At 67.9% G+C, this 19,379-nt stretch carries 15 protein-coding genes; 8 read left to right on the top strand and 7 right to left on the bottom strand.

From position 1 onward, the window contains the following. Positions 1–107: 107 nt before the first annotated feature. The 4 genes from rplI to rpsF form a co-directional block, all read right to left on the bottom strand. Positions 108–554 carry a 50S ribosomal protein L9 gene (gene rplI / locus ACZ52C_RS11820; protein ID WP_045558490.1) on the bottom strand — a complete coding sequence of 149 codons (447 nt, stop codon included), beginning with the start codon at positions 552–554 and terminating at the stop codon, positions 108–110. Positions 555–572: 18 nt separating this feature from the next. Then, a complete protein-coding gene (gene rpsR / locus ACZ52C_RS11815) occupies positions 573–809 on the bottom strand; it encodes a 30S ribosomal protein S18 (RefSeq protein WP_003949403.1) in 237 nt (78 codons plus the stop codon). Positions 810–890: 81 nt separating this feature from the next. After that, positions 891–1,484 (bottom strand): single-stranded DNA-binding protein, encoded by a 594-nt coding sequence (locus tag ACZ52C_RS11810; protein WP_469074557.1) that lies wholly within the window; start codon positions 1,482–1,484, stop codon positions 891–893. 79 nt (positions 1,485–1,563) lie between these two features. After that, positions 1,564–1,854 (bottom strand): 30S ribosomal protein S6, encoded by a 291-nt coding sequence (gene rpsF, locus ACZ52C_RS11805; protein ID WP_005482942.1) that lies wholly within the window; start codon positions 1,852–1,854, stop codon positions 1,564–1,566. A gap of 263 nt (positions 1,855–2,117) precedes the next feature. Between rpsF and ACZ52C_RS11800 the strand changes: the two genes are divergently transcribed. The 3 genes from ACZ52C_RS11800 to ACZ52C_RS11790 all read left to right on the top strand — a co-directional run bounded on the left by ACZ52C_RS11800 (position 2,118) and on the right by ACZ52C_RS11790 (position 4,875). Then, positions 2,118–2,432: a hypothetical protein gene (locus ACZ52C_RS11800; protein WP_469074556.1), complete on the top strand. Its 315-nt coding sequence runs from the start codon at positions 2,118–2,120 to the stop codon at positions 2,430–2,432. A gap of 224 nt (positions 2,433–2,656) precedes the next feature. Continuing rightward, positions 2,657–3,778 carry a peptidoglycan bridge formation glycyltransferase FemX gene (gene femX, locus ACZ52C_RS11795; RefSeq protein ID WP_045558492.1) on the top strand — a complete coding sequence of 374 codons (1,122 nt, stop codon included), beginning with the start codon at positions 2,657–2,659 and terminating at the stop codon, positions 3,776–3,778. 65 nt (positions 3,779–3,843) lie between these two features. Further along, positions 3,844–4,875: an alanine racemase gene (locus ACZ52C_RS11790; RefSeq protein WP_469074555.1), complete on the top strand. Its 1,032-nt coding sequence runs from the start codon at positions 3,844–3,846 to the stop codon at positions 4,873–4,875. A gap of 135 nt (positions 4,876–5,010) precedes the next feature. Here ACZ52C_RS11790 and ACZ52C_RS11785 read toward each other — a convergent pair whose 3' ends face one another. After that, entirely contained in the window at positions 5,011–6,519 is a 1,509-nt protein-coding gene (locus ACZ52C_RS11785) for a glycosyltransferase family 87 protein (protein WP_469074796.1), read from the bottom strand. 180 nt (positions 6,520–6,699) lie between these two features. After that, complete coding sequence (locus ACZ52C_RS11780) at positions 6,700–9,363, bottom strand: transglycosylase domain-containing protein (RefSeq protein ID WP_469074554.1); 2,664 nt, start codon at positions 9,361–9,363, stop codon at positions 6,700–6,702. A gap of 373 nt (positions 9,364–9,736) precedes the next feature. Here ACZ52C_RS11780 and ACZ52C_RS11775 point away from each other — a divergent pair, with 373 nt between their 5' ends. From ACZ52C_RS11775 to ACZ52C_RS11765, 3 genes are all read left to right on the top strand, one after another. Further along, the gene (locus tag ACZ52C_RS11775; protein WP_045558496.1) at positions 9,737–10,417 is read left to right on the top strand and encodes a PadR family transcriptional regulator; all 681 of its coding nucleotides are present in this window, start codon (positions 9,737–9,739) and stop codon (positions 10,415–10,417) included. Between the two features lie 44 nt (positions 10,418–10,461). Then, positions 10,462–11,544, top strand: coding sequence for an inositol-3-phosphate synthase (locus ACZ52C_RS11770; protein ID WP_469074553.1), 1,083 nt, complete (start codon positions 10,462–10,464; stop codon positions 11,542–11,544). Positions 11,545–11,622: 78 nt separating this feature from the next. Then, the gene (locus ACZ52C_RS11765) at positions 11,623–12,912 is read left to right on the top strand and encodes an MFS transporter (RefSeq protein WP_469074552.1); all 1,290 of its coding nucleotides are present in this window, start codon (positions 11,623–11,625) and stop codon (positions 12,910–12,912) included. Between the two features lie 98 nt (positions 12,913–13,010). On the opposite strand, the gene ACZ52C_RS11760 is transcribed toward ACZ52C_RS11765, so the two are convergent. Next, positions 13,011–14,459: a CCA tRNA nucleotidyltransferase gene (locus ACZ52C_RS11760; protein ID WP_469074551.1), complete on the bottom strand. Its 1,449-nt coding sequence runs from the start codon at positions 14,457–14,459 to the stop codon at positions 13,011–13,013. Positions 14,460–14,695: 236 nt separating this feature from the next. Between ACZ52C_RS11760 and ACZ52C_RS11755 the strand changes: the two genes are divergently transcribed. Further along, entirely contained in the window at positions 14,696–17,104 is a 2,409-nt protein-coding gene (locus tag ACZ52C_RS11755) for a DUF6049 family protein (protein WP_469074550.1), read from the top strand. A gap of 47 nt (positions 17,105–17,151) precedes the next feature. Then, positions 17,152–19,368: a murein biosynthesis integral membrane protein MurJ gene (gene murJ, locus ACZ52C_RS11750; protein ID WP_469074549.1), complete on the top strand. Its 2,217-nt coding sequence runs from the start codon at positions 17,152–17,154 to the stop codon at positions 19,366–19,368. The last annotated feature ends 11 nt before the right edge of the window (positions 19,369–19,379 follow it).

The raw sequence follows: 19,379 nt of genomic DNA, 5'->3' as shown, positions 1-19,379 counted from the left end.
ACACCGCGAGCTTGCGATGTTTCACGTGAAACATCGCCCCGACAAGCATGTGGGGCCGCACCCATCACAGGGTGCGGCCCCATACACCGCTTCAGCGAGCGCGACCCTTAGGCCGCGATGACCTCGATGTTGACCTTGGCGGCAACCTCGGGGTGCAGACGCACGGACGTCTCGTGAGCGCCCAGCGTCTTGATCGGAGCGCCCAGCTCGATGCGGCGCTTGTCGACCTCGGGGCCACCGGAAGCCTTGATCGCGGAAGCGATGTCGGCCGGGGTGACGGAACCGAAGAGACGACCGGCGTCGCCGGAGCGGACAGCCAGACGGACCTTGACGGCCTCGAGCTGGCCCTTGATCTGGTTGGCCTGCTCGATGGTCTGGATCTCGTGGATCTTGCGAGCACGACGGATCTGCTCGACGTCCTTCTCGCCGCCCTTGGTCCAGCGGATCGCGAACTTCCGCGGGATCAGGTAGTTGCGAGCGTAGCCGTCCTTGACGTCGACGACGTCGCCGGCAGCGCCGAGGCCGGAGACCTCGTGGGTGAGGATGATCTTCATGTGTCGGTCACCCTTCCCTTATCGCGCGGTGGACGTGTAGGGCAGCAGCGCCATCTCACGGCTGTTCTTGACGGCCGTGGCGACGTCACGCTGGTGCTGCGTGCAGTTGCCGGTCACGCGGCGGGCACGGATCTTGCCGCGGTCGGAAATGAACTTCCGCAGCATGTTCGTGTCCTTGTAGTCCACGTACGTGACCTTGTCCTTGCAGAAAGCGCAGACCTTCTTCTTCGGCTTGCGCACAGGCGGCTTCGCCATGGTGTGTCTCCTGTGTGATCAAGAAGTTTGGGGTGCGGCCCCGCCCTCGACCTCGACGACCGGTGCTCCGGCCTCGCAGGCTTAGAAGGGGGGCTCGTCCGAGTAGCCGCCACCGCCGCCGCCGGAGCTTCCGCCCCAGCCGCCGCCACCGCCGCCCTGGTTGCCGCCGGCGGGAGCGCCGCTGGCCCACGGGTCGTCGGCGGGAGCGCCGCCGCCCTGCTGGCCGCCGCCGGGGCCTCCACCCCAGCTGCCGCCACCCTGGCCGCCGCCACCACCGCCGCCGTAATTGCCCTGGCCACCACGGCCGCCTCCGGCGGTCTTGGTCACCTTGGCCGTGGCACTGCGCAGGCTGGCGCCGACTTCCTCGACGTCCAGCTCGTAGACCGTGCGCTTGACGCCCTCACGGTCCTCGTAGGACCGCTGCTTCAGCCGGCCCTGCACGATGACGCGCATGCCTCGCTGGAGCGACTCGGCGACGTTCTCCGCCGCCTGACGCCAGACCGAGCAGGTCAGGAACAGGCTCTCGCCGTCCTTCCACTCGTTGGTCTGACGGTCGAAGGTGCGGGGGGTGGACGCGACACGGAACTTCGCGACCGCCGCACCGGAAGGGGTGAAGCGCAGCTCGGGGTCGTCGACAAGATTGCCGACGACCGTGATGACGGTCTCGCCTGCCATGGGGAACCTCTCGGCGGGTTTGCTGCTCTGGCTGCTTGGTTGCTGCTACTCGAATCCCGAGATCAGCTGAGCGGGAAGCTCAGTGGGTCTCGGGGCGGAGGACCTTGGTCCGGAGGACCGACTCGTTCAGGTTCATCTGGCGGTCGAGCTCCTTGACGACCGCAGGCTCGGCCTGCAGGTCGATGACCGAGTAGATGCCCTCAGGCTTCTTCTTGATCTCGTACGAGAGACGACGACGGCCCCAGGTGTCGACCTTCTCGACCTTTCCGTTGCCCTCACGGACGACGGAGAGGAAGTTCTCGATCAGGGGGGCGACGGCGCGCTCCTCCAGATCGGGGTCGAGGATGACCATCACCTCGTAGTGACGCATGTAGAACCCACCTCCTTTGGACTCAACGGCCACGGTCGTTCCGTGGCAGGAGGGTTGTGATGCGTACGCAACGGTATCGGCAGCCACTGACAATCGGGTCCCCGCGAAGGGGTTCCTGTCATGGCCTGGGCAGACACCGGTGCAGACGGTACAGACTACCCGCACACCCGCTTCCGGTTGAAATCCGGTGGTGGTGACCGTCAATCTGTACACATCGGGTGTGTATGGCGCTACGATGCGCCGTTTTCCGCAGGAGGTGCCCCATGGCACAGACATTGCGACCCAACATCGCCGGCTCCCTGTTCGCCACCGACGACAAGCCCCACCCCGTGCAGGACACCCTGCTCGCCGTGACGCTCGTACTCGGGGCGGTCTCGTTCATCACGGCGCTGTTCCACCACCTGCACCTGCTCAGTTCCTGGACGGGCCTGGTGGGGATTCTGACCGGCGCATACGGACAGTTCATCTCGGAGACGACCCGTGAGCGCTTCGGCCTGATCGTGGGTCTCGGTGCCTCGGCCGTCGGATTCTTCCTCGGCATGGCCCACGGGGGTCTTTTCGGCGGGCTCATCGGCTGACCCCCCGGCGCCGGGCGAACGGTCGGCGGACGGTGCCCCACGCCGTCCGTGGTCTCACATCGGACCAAGCGGCCGAATAACACCACCTGACGTCCTGACCACGTACTGGCCGGGCTCCAGGTGCCATACAGCCATTCGGGGCGCCCGCAGGGCGCAGTAGGCTTCGGCGCGAGAGCCGGAGCCCCTGTACCCATGGGGACACACCAGCCCGAGGAGCGCCCCGAATGAGCCTGACCCTGAGGACGATCAGCCGTGAGCAGCATCTGGCATACATCCAGAGCCTGCCCGCGGCTAGCCACATGCAGGTTCCGGCCTGGGCGGACGTCAAGGCCGAGTGGCGCTCCGAAAGCCTCGGGTGGTTCGACGACAAGACCGGCGAGATGGTCGGCGCCGGCCTGGTGCTCTACCGCCAACTGCCCAAGATCAAGCGCTACCTCGCTTACCTGCCCGAGGGCCCGGTCATCAACTGGTTCGCGCCCAATCTCACCGACTGGCTGGAGCCGATGCTCGCGCATCTGAAGCACCAGGGCGCCTTCTCGGTGAAGATGGGCCCGCCGGTGATCATCCGGCGCTGGGAGGCCACCTCGATCAAGGCGGGCATCCAGAACCCGGACGTGAAGCGTCTGCGCGACATCGAGGCCGACTTCATCGAGCCCCGGGCCTTCGAGGTTGCCGACAAGCTGCGCCGCATGGGCTGGCAGCAGGGGGAGGACGGCGGCGCCGGCTTCGGTGACGTGCAGCCGCGCTACGTCTACCAGGTGCCTCTCGCCAACCGCTCCCTGGAAGAGGTCCACAAGAACTTCAACCAGCTGTGGCGCCGCAACATCAAGAAGGCCGAGAAGGCCGGTGTCGAGGTCGTCCAGGGTGGCTACCAGGACCTGGAGGAGTGGCAGCGGCTGTACGAGATCACGGCCGTGCGGGACCGCTTCCGGCCCCGGCCGCTGTCGTACTTCCAGCGCATGTGGACGGCCCTCAACACCGAGGACCCCAACCGGATGCGGCTCTACTTCGCCCGGCACAACGGCGTGAACCTGTCCGCGGCGACCATGCTCGTCGTCGGCGGACACGTCTGGTACTCCTACGGTGCCTCGGACAACATCGGGCGTGAGGTCCGGCCCTCGAACGCGATGCAGTGGCGCATGCTGCGCGACGCCTACGCCCTCGGCGCGACCGTCTACGACCTGCGCGGCATCTCCGACTCGCTGGACGAGACGGATCACCTCTTCGGCCTGATCCAGTTCAAGGTGGGCACGGGCGGACAGGCCGCCGAATACCTCGGCGAGTGGGACTTCCCGCTGAACAAGCTGCTCCACAAGGCGCTCGACATCTACATGTCGCGCCGCTGACGCCCCCGTTTTTGTTTCCATACCTCTGATACACCGCAGCCACGAGAAAGGTTCCGGGACCGTCCATGGCGCTCACGCTGTACGTCGACACCGCGCGCTGGCGGGCGCACCACAAGCACGTTCAGGAGCAGTTCCCGGGACTCGTCCCCGTCTGCAAGGGCAACGGCTACGGCTTCGGGCACGAGAAGCTGGCGGAAGAGGCCACGCGTCTCGGGTCGGACATCCTCGCCGTCGGCACCACGTACGAGGCCGCCCGGATCAAGGACTGGTTCAGCGGCGACCTGCTGGTGCTGACGCCCTACCGGCGCGCTGAGGAGCCCGTCCCCCTGCCCGACCGCGTCATCCGCTCCGTGTCGTCGGTCGACGGCGTGTACGGCCTCGTGGGCGCCCGTGTCGTCATCGAGGTCATGTCCTCGATGAAGCGGCACGGTGTGAGCGAGCAGGAACTGCCCCAGCTCCACGCGGCCATCGAGAACGTGCGCCTGGAGGGCTTCGCCATCCACCTGCCGCTGGACCGCACCGACGGCTCGGACGCCGTCGAGGAGGTCATCGGCTGGATGGACCGGCTGCGCGCGGCCCGCCTGCCGCTGCACACCATGTTCGTCAGCCACCTCAAGTCCGAGGACCTCATCCGTCTCCAGCAGCAGTTCCCGCAGACCCGCTTCCGGGCCCGCATCGGCACGCGACTGTGGCTGGGCGACCACGACGCGACCGAGTACCGCGGAGCCGTCCTGGACGTCACCCGCGTCGCCAAAGGCGACCGCTTCGGATACCGGCAGCAGAAGGCGGCCTCCGACGGCTTCCTGGTGGTCGTGGCGGGCGGTACGTCGCACGGAGTGGGACTGGAGGCCCCGAAGGCACTGCACGGCGTCATGCCGCGCGCCAAGGGCGTCGCCCGGGCGGGCCTCGCCACGGTCAACCGGAACCTTTCTCCGTTCGTCTGGGGCGGCAAGCAGCGCTGGTTCGCGGAGCCTCCGCACATGCAGGTGTCGATCCTCTTCGTGCCCTCGGACGCCCCGGAGCCGAAGGTCGGCGAGGAACTGGTGGCCCATCTGCGGCACACCACCACTCAGTTCGACCGGATCGTCGACCGCTGAGCCCCTGCCCCGCAGGGTTGAAAAACCGGGGCCCGGCGGATCAGCCCGCGGAGACGAATGCGGAAGGCCGTACACGAGAGCTCGTGTACGGCCTTCCGCATGTCGTTCCGGTGCTGCCCGCCCCGCCCTGTTCGCTCAGAGCGAACTACCTCCCGGGTCGCGGCTGCCCCATTCCACCTGAGGCCCTTCGAAAGGCATCGCGTGCCGCGGGGGACGGGCTGCCGCGCCGTACACATGGACGTCCTCCGCGCCGTCGAGCACTCCGCCGGAGGGGTCGTCGTCACCAGCTCTGCGCACGGTGTCCCGCTCGGGCATGAAGATGTCGCACACGACGACGACGCACAGGTAGAGCGTGCCCAACAGGTGAGCCAGGATGGCGAGTTGGTAGCCCTCGGCGGGCAGGCCCTTGTGCGCGTCACCGCTGGTCGTGTACGCGAGGTACATCCAGATCCCGAGGAAGTACGCCACCTCGCAGGCCTGCCAGATCAGGAAGTCCCGCCAGCGGGGCCGGGCCAGGGCGGCGAGCGGGACCAGCCAGAGCACGTACTGCGGCGAGTAGACCTTGTTGGTGAGGATGAAGGCCGCGACGATCAGGAAGGCCAGCTGCGCGAAACGCGGGCGGCGCGGGGCGGTGAGCGTGAGGGCCACGATGCCCGCGCAGACCAGCACCATCGAGACCATCGCGTACGCGTTCGCCGTCTCGGCGGTGATCTGGATGTTCAACCGCTGCGAGATGACGAGGAAGAAGGAACCGAAGTCCACACCGCGCTCCTGGCTGAAGCGGTAGAACTTCGACCAGCCGTCGGACGCCAGCAGCATCACCGGAAGGTTCACGGCGAGCCAGGCCCCGACAGCGCCGAGCAGCGCCGTCGCGAACGCGCGCCACTTGCCCGCTCGCCAACACAGCACGAAGAGCGGTCCGAGCACCAGGAACGGGTAGAACTTGGCGGCCGTGGCGAGCCCGATCAGTACGCCGAAGGCGAGGGGTCGCCGGCGCGACCACATCAGCATCGCGGCGGCCAGCAGGGCCACTGCGAGGAGGTCCCAGTTGATGGTGGCGGTCAGCGCGAAAGCGGGCGCCAGAGCCACCAGAAGGCCGTCCCACGGACGCCGGCGGTGGATGCGAGCGCAGCAGACCGCGATGACCGCCGCGCACACCATCAGCATCCCGGCGTTGACCATCCAGTACCACTGCTCCTGGTCCTGGATGCTGCCGCTGCCCGGGGTGAGCCAGGCGGCGACCTCCATGAACAGGCCGGTCAGTACCGGGTACTCCAGGTACTCCATGTCGCCGGGGATCTTGTCGAAGTACGGCACAAGGCCGTCCGCGAAGCCACGCCCCTGGTAGAGATGCGGGATGTCCGAGTAGCAGGCGTGCGTGTACTGGGAGCTGGCTCCGAAGAACCAGGCACCGTCGTAGCAAGGCAGCTTCTGCACCATGCCCAGCGCGAACATGCCGATGGCCACCAGCGCGACGACCCGTACCGGCGTCCACCAGGATGTGCCGAGAAGCGCTCGGCGCCCGATCGGGCCGCCGATCAGCTCACTGCCGGCCGAAGCGACCTCGTCCTCCCTGGTGGGCCGCACCGGCTCCGGCTCGTCCGTGCTCACTCGCGTCGTCTCTGCACTGGGCATGCCGCACATCCTGCCGTACGCATCCAGGAATAGACCGCGGACCACCGCATCCCGTCGTATCGACGGTCTGTGTTTCACGTGAAACATCGGCCGCCCGCGCCGGACGGGCAGGGGATATGGCGAGGGCCACCGCACCTGATCGGTGCGGTGGCCCATGTTTCACGTGAAACACCTCTGCCGAGCGTGGAGCTACCCGTCGTTGCCTCCGAAGAGACCCCCGTTCTGGTTGCCTCTCGAATCGTCCTCCGACTCGGACGGTGACGCGGTCACTCCGCCGTCGATTCCACCGGTGTCCGTGCCACCGGTGTCGGTGCCTCCGGTCTCCTCACAGGTGGGGTTGAACGGGTTGCGGCAGGTCTCGCTGGGCGTCGGCGAGGGCAGGATCTCGCTCTCGCTGGGCGTCGGGCTCGGCTCGGGCGACTCCTCCTCCGACTCGGTCACCGTCGGGGTCGGTGTCGGGTCCGGGTCGTCGTTGACGATGACACCGATCGGCTCCGGCTCCGGGAAGTCCTCGGCCGGCTGACCCTTGAGCGCGTCCTCCATGTAGTCGTGCCAGATCTCGGCCGGGAAGGAGGCACCGTGGATCGTCTCCTGGCCACCCGTGCCGTACATCTCCAGGAACTTGCGGTTCTTGTTCGACTCGTCGTCGTCCATGCGGTACATGCTGATCGCCGTCGACAACTGCGGGGTGTACCCGACGAACCAGGCCGACTTGTTGCCGTCGGTGGTGCCGGTCTTGCCCGCCACCTCGCGGCCGGTCAGCTGAGCCGACGTACCGGTTCCCTCGTCGACGACGGTCTTGAGGACGTCGGTCACGTTGTCGGCGACCTCCGCCGTGAAGGCCCGCTTGGTATCGGCGACTTCGTCGTGGTTGAACCTGGTCAGCCCCTCGTACTCGACACTCTTGACCGAGAACGGCTCGTTCTGCTTGCCGCTGGCGGCGAAGGTCGCGTACGAACCCGCCATGCGGATCGCGCTCGGGTCCGAGATACCGATCGAGAAGGACGGGAAGCTCGTGCCGGTCAGGCTGCCTTCCTTGAGGCCTGCCTCCATGGCCGCCTCCTTCACCCGGTCCAGGCCGACGTCCATGCCCAGCTGGACATAGGGGGAGTTCGCCGAGACCCGCATCGCCTCACGGAGATCGATCTGGTACTTCGGCGGGCTGCCGTACGACTCGTCGCCGTCGTTGGCCTGCAGCCACTCCTTGCCCTCTTCGTTGGTCCAGATGTCGCCGTTGTAGTCCCTGATCTTGAGGTTGTTCTTGCCGCTGTAGAGACTCTTCGGCGAGACGATGGTCCGCTCGTCCTGCGCCTGGTCGGGGTCGAGGGCGGGGTCCCGCTTGCCCCAGGTCATGGCAGCCGCGAGGACATAGGGCTTGAACACCGAGCCGACCTGCGCGCCGGTGACGTCGGCGTTGTTCGTGAAGTGCTTGGTGGCGTCCTCGCCACCGTAGATCGCCTCGATGGCGCCCGACTTCGGGTTCACCGACGCTCCACCGAACTGCACATGGGTGTCGGTCTTCGGGCGCAGGTCCGGCTTGATGTTCTCCTTGCGGACCTTCGTGACGGCCTTCTCGAGTTCCTTGACCTTCCTCTTGTCGAAGGTCGTGTGGATCTCGTAGCCGCCCTGCTCGAGCTGCTTCTGCGTGATGTTGGTGTTGTTGAGGATGTAGCCCTTGGCCGTGTCGACCAGGTAACCGATCTGGCCGCCCAGCTGTGCGTTGGAGCGGGGACGCTGGATCTTGGGGAAGTTGGGGTACTTGGCCTTCTCGGCCGCGGACAGATGGTTGTCCTTGACCATCTCGTTGAGGATCCAGCTCCACCGTTCCGTGGCCCGCTTGGTGTTCGCCTCCGACGTGGCGGCCGGGTCGATCGCTGTCGCTCCGGCCGGGTCGTAGTACGTCGCGCCCTTGAGCACCGCGGCGAGGAAGGCGCACTCGCTGGGGTTGAGCTTCTCCGCGCTCTTGTCGAAGTAGGTGCGGGCCGCCGCCTGGAGCCCATAGGCGCCACGGCCGAAGTAGGCCGTGTTCAGGTAGCCGCGCATGATCTCGTCCTTGTCGACGGAGGCGCCGACCTTCACCGAGATGAAGAGTTCCTTCACCTTCCGGGACAGCGTCTGCGACTGGTCGTCGAGCATGGCGTTCTTCACGTACTGCTGGGTGATGGTCGAGCCACCCTGCGTCTGACCGCCCTTGGCCATGTTGACGACGGCGCGGGCGATGCCCATCGGGTCGACGCCGCTGTCGGTCTCGAACGTCTTGTTCTCGGCCGACATGACGGCGTAGCGCATCGCCTTGGGGATCTTCTCGTACGCGATGATCTGACGGTTGACCTCACCACCCGTCGCGACCATCTGCGAGCCGTCCGACCAGTAGTAGACGTTGTTCTGCGCCGTAGCGGCCTGAGCGGGGTCGGGTACCGCCACAAGCGCGTACCCGATGCCGGCCGCCGCCACGAGGCAACCGAAGAACCCGATGAACAGCCCTGTCACCTGGCGCCACGAGGGCACCCACCGCATCGCTCCGTACCTGCCGGCGCGCGGATAGTCGATAAAACGCTGCTTGCCGGGCGGGGCTTCACGTCCTCGGCCACGACCCGGCCCGCGCCCCGCGGGCTCGGCCGCTCTGCGACGGCCGCCGCCCGGACCGGCGCCGGTGCTTCTCTGCGCCGCACGTCGCGACGCCGCGCGGCCCTCGTAGGCGGACTCCTCACCTCCCGCACCATAGGTGTCGGAAAGTGACCCGGTGGCGCCCCGCGGTGCCGCGCGGCGGCCGGAGGATGCCGACTGGCCGCGTCGGGCCGCGGCACGTCCGCCTCCCTGCGGCTGCGGCGGTTTGCGACGGTGCTCGCTCATCGAACGACTACTCCTCGGGCAGGCGCACCCGTGCGCGCCTGGAAACGGCGGCTGGTTTCCGGTCCCCCCGAAGTACGGATGTGGTCGTGCTGGCATTCATCCGTACCGCACCCAGGACGACGACGTGCTCAAACGTCACTCGGCTCCCAGTGGTGTGCATGCCGCACAGACTACGCACCGCCAAAACCCACTGAGCACCGAACTTCACCCCAAATCAGGCAACTTGCTTCCTACTAATTGGTGATGTGACCCCGTTCACCGGATCCCCACTTGTCGCATCCGTAGGGGCGTTCTATCGTCGTGATGTATCGAGTCGATACATCAGCTCGGCATACATCGTGTCGACAGGGCCAGTGGAAGACGGGAGGCGACGATGAGCCGGCGCTCCGGGATACTCGAGTTCGCCGTCCTCGGTCTGCTCCGCGAAGCCCCGATGCACGGCTATGAGCTGCGCAAACGACTCAACACGTCGTTGGGTGTGTTCCGGGCGTTCAGCTACGGGACGCTCTACCCCTGCCTCAAGACGCTGGTCGCCAACGGCTGGTTGATCGAGGAGTCGGGTGGTACCCCGGAAGATGCTGCCGCCGCCCCGCTCACGGGTCGCCGCGCCAAGATCGTCTACCGGTTGACGGCGGAAGGTAAGGAGCACTTCGAGGAGCTGCTCTCGCAGACGGGGCCCGACGCCTATGAGGACGAGCACTTCGCCGCTCGCTTCGCGTTCTTCGGGCAGACCTCCCGCGATGTGCGCATGCGCGTCCTGGAGGGCCGTCGTAGCCGTTTGGAGGAACGGCTGGAGAAAATGCGTGTCTCGCTGACACGCACCCGCGAGCGCCTCGACGACTACACGCTCGAGCTCCAGCGCCACGGGATGGAGTCCGTGGAGCGCGAAGTGCGCTGGCTGAACGAGCTCATCGAAAGCGAGCGGGCGGGCCGGGACCTGAAAGGCCCCGGCCACGGAGAACCCGCTCGCGACACCACAGAGGGAGCGCCGGGCGCCCTGCCCCGGCCCGGGGACACCCCCGGGCCGGATGCGCCCGGCGACACCACCACGTGAGGTCCCTGCCAGGACCTCACTCGTACACACAGGGAGCAACCGGAATGGGTTCGGTTCGCGTAGCCGTCGTCGGTGTGGGCAACTGCGCCGCGTCGCTGGTGCAGGGAGTCGAGTACTACAAGGACGCCGACCCGGCGTCCAGGGTCCCGGGCCTCATGCACGTGCAGTTCGGTGACTACCACGTCAGGGACGTCGAGTTCGTCGCCGCCTTCGACGTCGACGCCAAGAAGGTCGGGCTGGACCTCGCGGACGCCATCGGCGCCTCCGAGAACAACACGATCAAGATCTGTGACGTGCCGAGCACCGGTGTGACCGTGCAGCGCGGCCACACGCTGGACGGTCTCGGCAAGTACTACCGCGAGACCATCGAGGAGTCTGCCGAGGCCCCGGTCGACGTGGTCCAGATCCTCAAGGACAAGCAGGTCGACGTCCTCGTCTGCTACCTGCCCGTCGGTTCCGAGGACGCGGCGAAGTTCTACGCCCAGTGCGCCATCGACGCCAAGGTCGCCTTCGTCAACGCCCTCCCGGTCTTCATCGCCGGCACCAAGGAGTGGGCGGACAAGTTCACCGAGGCGGGCGTCCCGATCGTCGGTGACGACATCAAGTCGCAGGTGGGTGCCACCATCACGCACCGTGTCATGGCGAAGCTGTTCGAGGACCGTGGGGTGGTCCTGGACCGCACGATGCAGCTGAACGTCGGCGGCAACATGGACTTCAAGAACATGCTGGAGCGCGACCGCCTGGAGTCCAAGAAGATCTCCAAGACCCAGGCGGTCACCTCCCAGATCCCCGACCGGGATCTCGGCGAGAAGAACGTCCACATCGGCCCGTCGGACTACGTCGCCTGGCTCGACGACCGCAAGTGGGCGTATGTCCGTCTCGAAGGCCGTGCCTTCGGTGACGTCCCGCTGAACCTGGAGTACAAGCTGGAGGTCTGGGACTCCCCGAACTCCGCGGGTGTCATCATCGACGCACTGCGCGCCGCGAAGATCGCCAAGGACCGTGGCATCGGCGGCCCGATCCTGTCGGCGTCGTCGTACTTCATGAAGTCCCCGCCGGTGCAGTACTTCGACGACCAGGCACGAGAAAACGTCGAGAAGTTCATCAAGGGCGAGGTCGAGCGCTGATCAGGCGTTCGTAGCGGGCCATTGAGGGTCCCTGGGGCAGCTGCCCGGGGGCCCTCCCCGTATGTGAGGCTGTGCCCCATGTCCGTCGTGCGCGACCTGCGCGTCCTGCTCCGTTTCCGGGACTTCCGGCATCTGCTGGCCGTACGGCTGCTGTCCCAGGGAGCCGACGGGGTCTTCCAGGTCGCGCTGGCCACCTATGTCGTCTTCTCGCCGGAGAAGCAGACGTCGGCAGCCGCGATCGCCTCCGCGATGGCAGTGCTCCTTCTCCCGTACTCCCTCGTCGGTCCGTTCGCCGGCGTCCTGCTCGACCGCTGGCGACGCCGCCAGCTCCTGCTGTACGGAAACATCCTCCGCGCCCTGCTGGCATCGGTGACGGCCGTCCTGATCCTGAGCCATGTGCCCGACTGGCTCTTCTACGCCTCCGCGCTGTGTGTGACGGCGGTCAATCGCTTCGTCCTGGCGGGCCTCTCCGCCTCGCTGCCCCGTGTGGTGGACGCCGACCGCCTGGTGATCGCCAACTCGCTCTCACCGACAGCCGGGACGCTGGCGGCGACCGCGGGCGGCGGACTCGCCTTCGTCGTACGGCTCGTGGCGTCGGACTCCGACGCCGCAGTGGTCCTCCTGGGCGCGTGTCTCTACCTCTGTGCCGCACTGGCCTCCCTGCGTATCGCCCGGGAACTGCTCGGCCCGGACCCCGAGCTGGTGCAGCCACGACTGGGTGCCGCCCTCGCCGGCACCGCACGGGGTCTGGCAGCGGGCGTACGACATCTCGCCGAGCCGGGACGGCGGGCGGCTGCCTGGGCGCTGGCCTCGATGACGCTGATGCGGTTCTGCTACGGCGCTCTGACCGTCATGGTGCTCATGCTCTGCCGCTACGCCTGGTCGTCCGACAGCTCGGGGGTGTCCGACTCCGATGAAGGGCTGGCCCTCCTCGGTCTCGCCGTCGGCATCTCGGGAGCGGGATTCTTCACCGCGGCGGTGATCACCCCCTGGGCCGCGAGGCGCCTGGGCCCCGGCCTCTGGATCGTCACCTGCTCCGCGGCCGCCGCCGTGCTGGAGCCGGCGCTCGGCCTGCCGTTCACAGAGGTGCCCCTACTGATCGCGGCGTTCGTCCTGGGTCTGGTCACGCAGGGAGCGAAGATCTCGACGGACACGATCATCCAGTCCTCCATCGAGGACGGCTACCGGGGCCGGATCTTCTCCCTCTACGACGTCCTGTTCAACGTCGCCTTCGTCGGCGCCGCTGCCGTGGCCGCTCTGATGCTCCCGCCGGACGGCCGCTCTGCCGCCCTGGTGGTCACCGTGGCGGTGATCTACGGAGTGATCGCTGCGGCCATGGCCCGCTTCGGCGGGGCCCGGCGGAGCTGATACGGCGACGGCGATGTTTCACGTGAAACATCGCTCTCTGTTTCACGTGAAACATCGCCGTCGCGTCGATGCCGGCCGAGAGGACCGACTGGCTGCCGTCAGGAGACCTGCGACGTCTGAGCCCACCACTCCTTGAGTGCTGTCACGGCCTCGTCGTGTTCCATCGGCCCGTTCTCCAGACGCAGCTCCAGCAGGAACTTGTACGCCTGCCCGATCACCGGGCCAGGCCCAACGCCCAGAATCTCCATGATCTGGTTGCCGTCGAGATCCGGGCGGATGGCGTCCAGTTCCTCCTGCTCCTGAAGCTCGGCGATGCGCGCCTCCAGGCCGTCGTACGCCCGGGAGAGAGCGTTCGCCTTGCGCTTGTTCCGTGTGGTGCAGTCGGAGCGGGTCAGTTTGTGAAGGCGGTCCAGGAGCGGGCCCGCGTCACGCACATAGCGACGGACAGCGGAGTCCGTCCACTCGCCGGTGCCGTATCCGTGGAAGCGCAGGTGGAGTTCCACCAACCGCGAGACGTCCTTGACGAGGTCGTTGGAGTACTTGAGGGCGGTCATGCGCTTCTTGGTCATCTTGGCGCCCACCACCTCGTGGTGGTGGAAGGAGACCCGGCCGTCCTTCTCGAAACGACGAGTGCGGGGCTTGCCGATGTCGTGCAGCAGCGCGGCGAGCCGCAGCGTGAGGTCCGGTCCGCTCTCCTCCAGCGCGATCGCCTGCTCCAGAACGATCAGTGTGTGGTCGTAGACGTCCTTGTGCCGATGATGCTCGTCACGTTCCAGCCGCAGCGCCGGCAGCTCGGGCAGGACGTGCTCGGCGAGACCGGTGTCGACCAGGAGGGTCAGGCCCTCACGGGGGTGAGCGGACAGGACCAACTTGTTCAGCTCGTCCCGCACCCGCTCCGCCGAAACGATGTCGAGACGGCCGGCCATGTCGCCCATCGCCGAGACGACCTCGGGAGCCACCTCGAAGCCCAGCTGGGCGGCGAAACGCGCGGCCCGCATCATGCGCAGCGGGTCGTCGGAGAACGACGCCTCGGGTGTGCCGGGAGTGCGCAGAACGCGCGCCGAGAGGTCCTCCAGCCCGCCGTGGGGGTCGATGAACTCCTTCTCGGGCAGGGCCACCGCCATCGCGTTCACGGTGAAGTCACGGCGTACGAGATCGTCCTCGATCGAGTCGCCGTACGACACCTCGGGCTTGCGCGAGGTCCGGTCGTACGCCTCGGAACGGTAGGTCGTGACCTCGATCTGGTAGCCGTCCTTCTGCGCACCCACCGTGCCGAAGGCGATCCCGACCTCCCAGACGGCGTCCGCCCAGGGCCGCACGATCCTCAGCACGTCCTCGGGGCGGGCGTCCGTCGTGAAGTCCAGGTCGTTGCCGAGCCGCCCCAGCAGCGCGTCCCTGACCGAACCACCGACCAGGGCGAGCGCGAACCCGGCCTCCTGGAAGCGGCGAGCGAGGTCGTCGGCGACAGGGGAGACCCGCAGCAGTTCACTCACCGCGCGGTGCTGCACCTGGCTCAGGGCACTGATGTCTTCGTTGGCGTTCGGCACAACTGAAAAGGGTACGGGGCGCCGGTGGCCGCGGTCGCCTCCATTGAACGTGCACAAGGACTTCGCGCAGGTGCCCCCCTCACACGCCCCCTTGATACGTGCACATACGGGGACAGCCCGGCCTCGTTCCCCGATCTTGTGGAGCGGACCGCGGCACTTCCCCTCAGCGCACCTCGTTACCATGCGTGGACGCACATTCCGACGACCACTGACGACGACGAGGGACGGGCGAGCGCGTGGCCGAGGCGGCAGACTTCCAGGGGACGAGTCCCTCACCTGCCCGCCGGTGGATGCTGCGCACCGGCGCCCTCCTCGCCGGGGCGCCCCTGCTGGCCGGCCTGTTCCAGCTGCCCGCGCCCCCGTCGGCGCAGGCGGCCCCGAAGGTCTCCCTGGCCGAGGCCACGGGGTCGAACACCGTCGAGGTCTCCCTCGACTCGCTCAGCCCGAGCCTGCCGACGGACGGCGACACCGTCACCGTCTCGGGCACGGTGACGAACAAGGGCAAGCAGACCGTCACGGACGCGCATGTGGGCCTGCGCGTGGCCCCGGCCGCCGTGACGGGCCGCTCGTCCATCGACGACGCGGCCAAGCGCACCGGCTTCGACCAGTACGCCGACGGGCCGGAGGTCGGGGGCAAGTACGTGGAGAAGTTCTCCGCGCTCGCCTCAGGGGTGGCCCAGCCCTTCACCATCTCGGTGCCCGTCAAGGAGCTGGACCTCGGCTCGGACGGTGTCTATCAGCTGGGGGTCTCGCTCTCGGGCAGGACCGGCGCCGCTCAGTACGACCAGGTCCTCGGCATCCAGCGCACGTTCCTGCCGTGGCAGCCCGACGAGGCGGGCACCAGAACGAGGACGACCTACCTCTGGCCGCTGGTCTCCACCACTCATCTGACGGCCGAGACCGGTCCGGGCGAACAGCAGACGCCCGTCTTCCTCGACGCCGAGCTGGCCAAGGAGATCTCCGCGGGCGGACGCCTGGAGCAGATGCTCACGCTGGGCAAGGACCTGGACGTCACCTGGGTGATCGATCCGGACCTGCTGGCATCGGTCGTCGCGATGACGGGCGTCTACCAGGTCCGTAGCGGGGGCACGACCGTCGCGGGCAAGAACCAGGCTGTCGCCAAGGAGTGGCTGGCCGAGCTGGAGACCGCGGTTCAGGGCGAGGAGGTGATCGCTCTGCCCTTCGCCGATCCGGATCTCGCGGCCCTGGCCCACAACGGAAAGACGATCACCGGCTCGCTCAGCCGGCTGAAGGACGCCACCGATGTGGCCTCCGACACGGTCCAGAACATCCTCCGGGTGAAGCCGGAGACGGACTTCGCCTGGCCCGTGAACGGCGCCGTCGACCCGTCGATCGTCAAGGTCGCCATCTCGGCGGGCGCCGACAAGGTGATCGCCCGCAGTGACAGCCTGCGGGAGAGCAGCAGCCTGTCCTACACGCCCAGCGCGGCCCGGCCCATCGGCGGCGGTACCACCGCGGTGGTCGCGGACGCCCGGTTGTCGACGGCCTTCCAGGGCGACATGACGAAGGCCGAGAGCTCCACACTGGCCGTGCAGCGCTTCCTCGCCCAGAGCCTGACCACGGACCTGCAGAACGGCAAGCAGCGCAGCATCGTGATCGCTCCGCAGCGCATGCCGACGGCGAGCCAGGCACAGACCATGGCGCAGGCTCTCACCGCGCTCGAGGGCGGTAACTGGTCGCAGACACAGGACCTCTCGGCGGCGGCCGCGGCCAAGCCCGATCCGAACGCCAGCACCAAGATCCCGTCGGCCTCGGCCTACCCCTCGTCGCTGCGGAAGCAGGCGCTGCCGAAGTCCGCTTTCGAGGAGATCCGGACCACCCAGACCGACCTCGACCGCTTCAAGGTGATCCTCTCCGACCAGTCCCGAGTGGTCACGCCGTTCGGCAGGACCATGGACCGGGAGATGTCCACCTCCTGGCGAGGCCGGTCCATGGACGCGGCGGTCTACCGCAACGGCGTCCAGACGCACCTCAACTCGCTCACCGAGCAGGTGCGGTTGATCGAGAAGTCCGAGACGAAGCTCTCGGGCCGCAGCGCGACGATCCCCGTGACTGTGCAGAACAACCTCGTGCAGGGCGTCGACAACCTGACGCTGCGCCTCACGTCCAATGCGCCGAAGCGCCTGAAGATCGGTGACACGGACTTCGACGAGCGGTCCGTCGACATCTCCGGCGGACACAGCGAGTCGGTGAAGTTCACCACCAACGCCGAGGCCAACGGGCCGGTCACCGTCGTCGCCCAGCTCTACACCGTGGACGGCGAGAAGTATGGTGACGAGGTCAGGTTCACGGTGAACGTCACCGAGATCACCCCCACGGTGATGCTGGTCATCGCCGGTGGCGTCCTGCTCCTCGTCCTCGCCGGTTTCCGGATGTACACCCAGCGCAAGCGCGCCGCCGCCCGGCTGGCGGCGGAGGGAACCCCGACGGACGGCGAGGACTCGGAGAGCGCCCGGAAGGACGGCGAAGCGAACACCGAGGCGGCCTCAGTCGTACACACTGCCGAGGAGAAGGACCCGGCGAAGTCGGGGACTGACGAGCCGGAGCACCCGAGTGACCCGGCACCGGACACCGCTCCGGAAAGCGCCGACCCGTCCGGCACGGGTGAGAGAGTGGACCGTTGAGCGATTGTCGTGGCCGGTTGGCCCGGGGACGATGAGGTGGGGTAAGCATGAACGCGCCGTACGACGGTGACCGCGGCCAGGGCGCGGCCGACTCGGGGTATCCCGACGGCCCGCTGCCCGGGCCGGGCCAGGTGCCGCCGCAGCCCCCCGCGGACATGTACCTCCAGGACGCCTACGACCAGGACCCCTACCGCGCACGGGACCTCGCCGCCCAGGACCCGGTGGCCGAGGCGCTCTACGACCGGGCCGCCCACCCGCCGCCGGCTCCGGGCACCTACCAGCCGCAGCAGCCGCTCTACGCGCAGCCGTCGGCACCGCAGTACGCGCCCGACCCTCGTGTGTGGGCCCAGACTCCGGCGCCCGAGCCCGAGGGGCCGACCCGGCATCTGCCATACGGCGACGACGCCCGGACCACGCAGTTCGTCGGCGTGGACGACCTGGTGACGCAGGCGGGTGAGGAGCGCCACGAGCCGGACGCCTTCGCCCATCTCTTCCGTGACCAGCAGCAGGGCGGCTCCCCTGTGGGGCAGCCCTCCGTTCCCGGGCCGACCCCGGCCCCCGGCCCCGAGGTGGGCCGTCCGGCCCGCGAGGAGCCCGCGCCCGTGCCCACACCGGCGCCTGCCGCGAAGAAGGGCGGGCGGGCCTCGGGCCTGCTGAAGTCGAGCGCCGTCATGGCGGCGGGCACCATGGTCTCGCGCCTGACGGGATTCATCCGCTCGGCGATGATCGTCTCGGCGCTGGGTCTCAGCCTTCTCGGTGAGTCCTTCCAGGTGGCCTATCAGCTGCCGACGATGATCTACATCCTCACCGTCGGCGGTGGTCTCAACTCCGTCTTCGTGCCCCAGCTCGTGCGGGCCATGAAGGAGGACGATGACGGCGGAGAGGCGTACGCCAATAGGCTGCTGACGCTGGTCATGGTGATCCTCGGTCTCCTCACCGCGCTGGCCATGTTCGCCGCCCCACTGCTCGTCAGGGCGTTGTCGACCCCACTCGCCACGAACCCCGAAGCCAACGACGTCGCGGTCACCTTCACCCGGTACTTCCTGCCCTCGATCTTCTTCATGGGCATTCACGTGGTGATGGGGCAGATCCTCAACGCCCGTGGACGCTTCGGCGCGATGATGTGGACCCCGGTCCTCAACAACATCGTCATCATCGTCACTCTCGGCGCGTTCCTCTGGGTCTACGGCAGCGCCGCCAACTCGCACATGACGGTCGAGACCATTCCCCCGGAGGGGGAGCGACTGCTCGGCATCGGCATTCTCCTGGGCCTCGTGGTCCAGGCCCTGGCCATGATCCCGTACCTGCGGGAAACCGGCTTCCGGCCGAGGCTTCGCTTCGACTGGAAGGGGCACGGTCTCGGCAAGGCCGCGATGCTCGCCAAGTGGACGATCCTGTTCGTGCTCGCCAACCAGGCGGGCGCCCTCGTGGTGACTCAGCTGGCGACCGCAGCGGTCACCGAGACGAGGATCGCCGGAACAGGTTTCAGCGCCTACGCCAACGCCCAGCTCATCTGGGGCCTCCCGCAGGCCATCATCACCGTCTCGCTCATGGCCGCCCTCCTGCCCCGCATCTCGCGCTCGGCGGCCGAGGACGACGCCGGCGCGGTGCGTGACGACATCTCACAGGGCCTGCGCACTACGGCGGTCGCCATCGTGCCGATCGCCTTCGGCTTCGTCTCGCTGGGCATCCCGATGTGCACGCTGATCTTCGGTTCGTCCGGTACGGGCGCGGCGACGAACATGGGCTTCATGCTGATGGCCTTCGGGCTCGGCCTGATCCCGTACTCCGTGCAGTACGTCGTCCTCCGCGCCTTCTACGCGTACGAGGACACCCGGACGCCCTTCTACAACACGGTCATCGTGGCCGCCGTCAACGCGAGCGCCTCGGCGATCTGCTTCTTCGTGATCCCGGCCCGCTGGGCCGTGGTCGGCATGGCCGCCGCGTACGGTCTCGCCTACATGATCGGTGTCGGCGTGGCCTGGCGACGCCTCAAGAAGCGGCTGGGCGGGGACCTGGACGGCTCCAGGGTCATGCGCACGTACGCGCGCCTGTCGATCGCCTCGCTGCCCGCGGCACTGCTCAGTGGTGCGGCCTGCTACGGCATCAGCCGGGCCCTGGGACAGGGCGTCGGCGGCTCGATGCTCGCCCTCGCCGGCGGAGGAATCGTTCTGCTCGGTGTCTTCTACGTCGCCGCGCGACGCATGCGCATCGAAGAGCTCAACTCGATGGTCGGTATGGTCCGCGGACGGCTGGGGCGCTGAGGCTGGGGTAG

Source organism: Streptomyces sp. NPDC034049 (assembly GCF_055575575.1).
The sequence above is the reverse complement of the archived record's forward strand: the minus strand, read 5'-3'. Positions and strand labels throughout refer to the sequence as shown.